Raw genomic sequence first — 6170 nt, 5'->3', positions numbered from 1 at the left:
GGGCGCGCCATCGCGGCTGGAAGCCGCTCCTACTGGCCTTCGGAGATTCATGGGGTCGACCTGTGAATCTTCCGATCGGGTCCTTCTTTGCCGGGCGTGCTCTGGAGTAGAGTAACGGAGTCTCCGCTTCCGCCTCAGGAGCCCGGCCCGGATGTCCATCGACTGGAAGTCCTACGACCCATCGCCCTTCTACGACGAGCTGATCGCCGCTCCGGGCAAGCCCCGCCCGGTGGCACGCAAGCTGATGGAGTACCTCAGTTCCCTGGATGACCGGGAGCTGCAGGTGCGCAAGCAGGCCGCTGATCACGCGATCCTCGAGATGGGCATCAGCTTCACGGTCTACAGCGAAGGCGAGAACATCGATCGCGCCTGGCCCTTCGACATCGTCCCGCGGGTGATCCCGAAGCGCGAGTGGGAGGGGGTGCAGGCCGGCCTCGTGCAGCGCCTGACCGCGCTGAACCTGTTCATCGACGACGTCTACAACGACCAGAGGATCTTCCGGGACAAGGTCCTGCCCAAGTACGTGCTGAACAAGTCGCGGAACTTCCGGGAACAATGCCGCGGCATCAGGCCGCCGCACGGCGTATGGGCGCACATCTGCGGGTCCGACCTGGTGCGCGACCGGGACGGCACGCTGTACGTGCTCGAGGACAATCTCCGCGTCCCGTCGGGGGTGTCCTACATGCTGGAGAATCGCGAGGTGACCAAGCGGGTCTTCCCCGAGGTCTTCGAGAACTCCAGCATCCTCCCGGTGGACGAGTACCCCACACAGCTGTTCGACATGCTGGCCGCGATCTCGCCGCGGCCGCAGGACTACCCGGAGATCGCGGTGCTGACGCCCGGGATCTTCAACTCCGCCTACTTCGAACACTCCTTTCTCGCCCAGCGCATGGGCGCGGAGCTGGTGGAGGGCGCGGATCTCGTGGTTGGCGACGACGACTGCGTGTACATGCGCACCATCGAGGGGCTGGAGCGGGTGGACGTGATCTACCGTCGTATCGACGACGACTTCATGGATCCGGAGGAATTCAATCCGGACTCCCTGCTCGGGGTGCCGGGGCTGATGCGGGCCTGGCGCAACGGTAAGGTGGGGCTCGCAAACGCGCCGGGCTCGGGCGTGGCCGACGACAAGGTGATCTATGCCTACGTGCCGGCGATGATCCGGTACTACCTGGACCAGGAGCCGGTGATCCCCAACGTGCCGACCTATCTCTGCGTGAACGAGAAGGACCAGGCCTACGTGCTCGACCACCTGGACGAACTGGTGGTGAAGCCCGCGAACGAGTCCGGCGGCTACGGGATGCTGGTGGGTCCGCAGGCGTCGAAGAAGCAGCGGACCGAGTTCGCCCAGCTGATCAAGAAGGATCCGCGCAACTACATCGCGCAGCCGACACTGAACCTGTCGGTGGCCCCCACGCTCTGTGACGAGAGCCTGGAGCCCCGCCACCTCGACCTGCGGCCCTTCGTGCTGCAGGGTGTGCGCACGGACGTGACTGCCGGGGGCCTGACCCGGGTGGCGATGCGCAAGGGCTCCCTGGTGGTGAACTCCTCGCAGGGCGGCGGCAGCAAGGACACCTGGATCGTGGACGAGGAGGACTGAGATGCTCTCGAGGGTCGCGGAACGCGTGTATTGGCTGGCCCGTTACGTCGAGCGCGCGGAGAACACCGCGCGCATGGTGATGTCCTTCCACCTGGTCGCCCTGGACATGCCGAAATCGGTGCCGCTCACCTGGAAGAACCTGGTGGCGGTGACCGGCAAGGAGGACATCTTCGAGGAGCACTACCAGCGCGAGGACGAACGCAACTGCGTGAAGTTCCTGCTCGCGGATCACTACAACCCGAGCTCGGTCTCCAGCTCGCTGAAGTCGGCGCGGGAGAATGTACGCACCACCCGCGACCTCGTGCCCTCGGAGGCCTGGGAGATCGTCAACGAACTGTACCTGTTCGCGCGCGACAACCTCGACAGCGGTCTCGGGAAGCGCGGCCGCTACCAGTTCCTGACCGAGGTGGTGCAGCGCTGCCAGACGCTGACCGGGCTGCTGGCCGGCTGCATGAGCCACGATCCGGCCTACGACTTCATCCGCCTCGGGCGCAACCTGGAACGCGCGGACATGACCTCGCGCCAGATCGACGCCGGCGCCCTGCGCCTGCTGAAGCGGCCGGAGGGCGATGCCGCCGGTCCCTACGAGGGACTGTTGTGGACCGGCATCCTGCGCTCGCAGAGCGGCTTCCAGATGTACCGCCAGCACGTGAAGCGGCGCATCAACGGCGTCGACGTGGTCCGCTTCCTGCTGCAGGACATCCCGTTTCCGCGCGCGGTCGCACATTCGCTGGACTACGTGCGCGGCGCGATCGAGCGGTTGCCCCGCAATGAGGTGCCGCTGCGGCTGGCGCTGCAGGCGCGGCGGCACGTGCTCAAGGCCGAGGTCGATCAGCTGATCGATGACGATCGCCTGCACGACTTCATCGACGCGCTGCAGCAGGAGATCGCCGGGCTTCACGGTGCGATCGTCGATACCTGGTTCGCGCTGGACAGGGCCGCCTGAGGGCCGGGGGTTCGGCTGGTGCCCGGAGGCCCTGCCATGAGGTCATGCAGCCCATGAACGGCATGAAACAGGCGCAGGACACGGCGCCGCGTCGGCAGCCTGGCTCCCGGCGCGACGTGCTGCACGACTATGCGCCGGTCGCGGGGAATGCGGACGAGCTGCTTCTGCCCGACGGCAGGCCGCGGGCGCACTGGCTGCCGCTGCTGCGCGCGCTGGAGGCGCACGAGGGTGCCACGCTACGCGGCATCGGGCGGGAGACCCGGCGCCTGGTCGATGAGCTGGGGGTTACCTACCACGTCTATTCGGATCCCGCCGGCGTGCAGCGTCCCTGGCCGCTGGATGCGCTGCCCCAGTTGCTGGACCCCGGTGAATGGGCGTCGATCGAGCACGGCCTGTCCCAGCGGGCACGCCTCTTCGAATGGATCCTGAGGGATGTCTTCGGCCCGGGCGAACTGCTGCGGGCGAACCTGGTTCCCCCGGAGTTCCTCGCGGCGCACGCCGGCTTTCTGCCGGTGCTGAAGGGCTCCCTGCACGCCGGACTCCCGGTGGTCAGCCTGTATGCGGCCGACCTCGCCCGTGATCGGGACGGCCGGTTCCGGGTGATCGGCGACCGTGCCCAGGCGCCCTCCGGCAGCGGCTATGCGCTGCAGAACCGGGAAATCCTGTCGCGGACCTGGCCGGCCACCTTCGCCGAGCTCGGTGTGCGGGACCTGGGGCCGTTCTTCGACGGCCTGCACCGGGGACTGCGCGACCTGGTCCCGGATGTCGCGGAGCCGCGCATCGTGCTGCTCTCGCCGGGGCCGCTGAACGAGGCCTGGTTCGAACACGTGCTGCTGGCGCGCCGGCTCGGGCTGGTGCTGGTGCAGGGTCAGGACCTGGTCTTCCGTGATGGACGCATCTGGCTGAGCACGCTCGGGCAGCTGGAGCGCGTCGACGTGATCCTCCGCCGCGTGGATGACGCCTGGTGCGATCCGCTGAGCCTGGACCCGGATTCGCGGCTGGGCGTTGCCGGCCTGGTCGAGGCGGTGCGCCATCGCAACGTCGTGGTGACCAACGCGCTCGGCACCGGTCTGCTGGAGAGCCCGGCGTGGCCCGCGTTTCTGCCGGCCATCGCCCGTTTCGCGCTCGGCGAGGATCTGCTGCTTCCCTCGGTGGCCACCTGGTGGTGCGGTGACCCCGATTCGCTGGAACACGTGATGACCCAGGGCCACGACCTCGTGGTGCGCAGCATCGACCGAATCGAGGGCGGCCGGCCGCTGTTTCCGGGCGAGATGCCGGGCCCGGAACGGGAGGCGCTGTACCGGCAGATCCGCGCACAGCCCACCCGCTTCGTCGGGCAGGAGCGCGCGGGGCTGTCCACCATGCCCTGCCTGGACGAGCAGGGGGGCGTGGAACCGCGGCACGGAACGGTCCGGGTCTTCGCCAGCCAGTTTGCGGGCGGGGTCCAGGTGCTGCCGGGCGGTCTGACCCGTGTGGCAAGGCGGCCGGGAGACCGTCTGGTGTCGAACCAGGAGGGAGGCGTCAGCAAGGACACCTGGGTGCTGCCACCGGCCGCAGGGGCGGTCGCCCCGGATGGGCAGCCCGGCGTCGCGGCGCCGGAGCCCGGTGTCCGTCTGCCCGCCAGTCTCCCGCGGCGGGTCGCCGACGATCTGCTCTGGGCCGGACGCTACGCGGAACGGGCGGAGGGGCTGATCCGGTGGTTCCGCCTGCTCCTGCGCCGGCTGCAGGCGATCCGAACCGAGGGCCGCGCCGGCGACGGGGTCACCGACCGCATGCTGCGCGCGCTGACTCACCTCAGCTGCAGCTATCCGGGCTTCGTCGGTCCGGACAGCGCGGAACAGGGCCTGTTGCACCCGGAGGCCGAGCTCCTGCGGCTGCTGACCGATTCCGGCGCGCCCGGCAGCGTGCCTGCCGCGCTCGCGGCCCTGCAGAACACGGCGAATGCGCTGCTCGATCGATTGTCCGCGGACAGCGTGCGCGTGCTGAGCGGGCTGCGCGACGCCGCGCAGCCGCTGGCCGCGCTGCGCGATCCGCTGGCGGCGGGCGGTGTGCTCGACGATGTGACCGTGCACCTGCTGGCGCTGTCGGGTCTCGCCCAGGAGAGCATGCTGCGCGAGGACGGGTGGCGCTTCATGGACTGCGGCCGACGCCTGGAGCGGGGCCTGATGCTGGTCAACCTGTTGCGTGCCACCGTCGTGGTGCCGTCCGCGCAGCGGGAGGCGGCACTGCTGAACAACATGGTGCTGGCCTTCGCCGAGAGCCTGTCGGTCTACCGGGCGCAGCCGGCGAGCCGGCGCGACGACGCCGGCCTGCTCGATCTGCTGCTGCTGGAGACCGGAAATCCGCGCGCCCTGATCTACCAGCTGGACCGGCTGCTGGAGCACCTGGAGCGGCTGCCGCGCCTGGAACGGCAGCCGCGTCTTCCGGAGCACGCCCGGCACTTCGAGGAGGCGAGGGCACGCCTGCGCCTCGCGGCGATCGAGGACTGGACCGCGGGGCCGGGCACCATGCGCAACGAGCTCGATGGGCTGCTGGCGGCACAGCAGCAGGCACTGGATGCGGGCTATCGCGCGCTGTTCGCGCACTACCTCGCGCCGGCCCCGACCCTGCCGCTGGTGGGGCGGATGGACGGATGAAATACCGCGTCCGTCACATCACCCGCTACCGCTATGCGGCGCCGGTGCACGGCAGTCTCAACGAGCTGCACCTGAAACCCCGGCGGGCGCCGCTGCAGCAGCTTCACCACTACCGGCTGGAGGCGGAGCCGCGGCCACGCTACCTTGCGGAGCACGTGGACGCCTTCGGCAATCCGGCCTGCGTGCTGAACATCGACCAGGTGCACCGGGAGTGGAACGTCACCACGGTATTCGAGGTCACGCGCCACGCGGCCGAGGCCGAACTCGCGTTCGAGCCGCCGTTGTCCCTGGAGGCGGCCCGTGCGCGCCTCCGCCAGGACGTGGACACCGCGGCGCTGGATGCGCGCGGGTACACCCAGGCATCGCCGCTGCTGCCGCTCCAGCCGGACCTGCTGCGGCGCCTTTGCCTGCCCGAGGATGCCGATCAGGGCATCGAGGCCGTGGGCCGGCAGGTGTCCCGTTTCATCCACCGGGAGTTCGCCTACCGCCCCGGACAGACGGAGGTGAGCACGCCGCTGTCCCGGGTGATCGAGAGCCGGATGGGCGTCTGCCAGGACTTTGCCCACCTCGCGATCGCCTGCAGCCGTGCGCTCGGGATCCCGGCGCGCTATGTGTCGGGATACCTGGAGACGCGGCCGCCCGAGGGCGCCGAGAGACTCGTGGGTGCCGACGCCACGCATGCCTGGTTCGCGGTGTACGATCCGGCCCGGGGCTGGCTCGAATTCGATCCCACCAATGACGCGGTGCCGGACCAGCGCTACATCACGCTGGCCTGGGGGCGCGATTACAGCGATGTGGCGCCGGTACGCGGTGTGGTCCGCGGTGGCGGTCAGGATCACGACCTGCAGGTGTCCGTCGATGTCCAGCCGATCGGCCAGGACTGACGGCGCGTCGGCGCGAAGATGAGGCCCGGAAACGAGGGGTATTCAAGCCGGCGTAGGGTGGGCCAAGCGCAGCGGGCCCACCATCCCCATCGTGTCGGTCCGTG

Annotated in this window: 4 protein-coding genes; all 4 read left to right on the top strand. The window is 69.4% G+C overall.

Annotated elements, in window-relative coordinates; all coding sequences use genetic code 11:
* Positions 1–151: 151 nt before the first annotated feature.
* The 4 genes from ACESMN_RS05845 to ACESMN_RS05830 are packed head-to-tail and all read left to right on the top strand — an operon-like array spanning position 152 to position 6066.
* Positions 152–1600 (top strand): circularly permuted type 2 ATP-grasp protein, encoded by a 1449-nt coding sequence (locus ACESMN_RS05845; protein WP_373052663.1) that lies wholly within the window; start codon positions 152–154, stop codon positions 1598–1600.
* 1 nt (position 1601) lies between these two features.
* Positions 1602–2546 carry an alpha-E domain-containing protein gene (locus tag ACESMN_RS05840; protein ID WP_373052662.1) on the top strand — a complete coding sequence of 315 codons (945 nt, stop codon included), beginning with the start codon at positions 1602–1604 and terminating at the stop codon, positions 2544–2546.
* A 53-nt stretch (positions 2547–2599) separates the two neighbouring features.
* Entirely contained in the window at positions 2600–5182 is a 2583-nt protein-coding gene (locus ACESMN_RS05835) for a circularly permuted type 2 ATP-grasp protein (RefSeq protein WP_373052661.1), read from the top strand.
* Positions 5179–6066 (top strand): transglutaminase N-terminal domain-containing protein, encoded by an 888-nt coding sequence (locus tag ACESMN_RS05830; protein ID WP_373052660.1) that lies wholly within the window; start codon positions 5179–5181, stop codon positions 6064–6066. The genes ACESMN_RS05835 and ACESMN_RS05830 overlap by 4 nt, the downstream gene beginning before the upstream one ends.
* Positions 6067–6170 lie beyond the last annotated feature (104 nt).

Origin of the sequence: Thioalkalivibrio sp. (genome assembly GCF_041690275.1) — a bacterium.
Taxonomy (GTDB): Bacteria; Pseudomonadota; Gammaproteobacteria; order Ectothiorhodospirales; family Ectothiorhodospiraceae; genus Thioalkalivibrio.
This window is presented reverse-complemented; position numbering and strand designations above follow the sequence as displayed.

Excerpts from the sequence above, each read along its gene's own strand:
- ACESMN_RS05845 (WP_373052663.1), top strand. The coding sequence starts at position 152 with ATGTCCATCGACTGGAAGTCCTACGACCCATCGCCCTTCTACGACGAG.
- ACESMN_RS05840 (WP_373052662.1), top strand. The coding sequence starts at position 1,602 with ATGCTCTCGAGGGTCGCGGAACGCGTGTATTGGCTGGCCCGTTACGTC.
- ACESMN_RS05835 (WP_373052661.1), top strand. The coding sequence starts at position 2,600 with ATGAACGGCATGAAACAGGCGCAGGACACGGCGCCGCGTCGGCAGCCT.
- ACESMN_RS05830 (WP_373052660.1), top strand. The coding sequence starts at position 5,179 with ATGAAATACCGCGTCCGTCACATCACCCGCTACCGCTATGCGGCGCCG.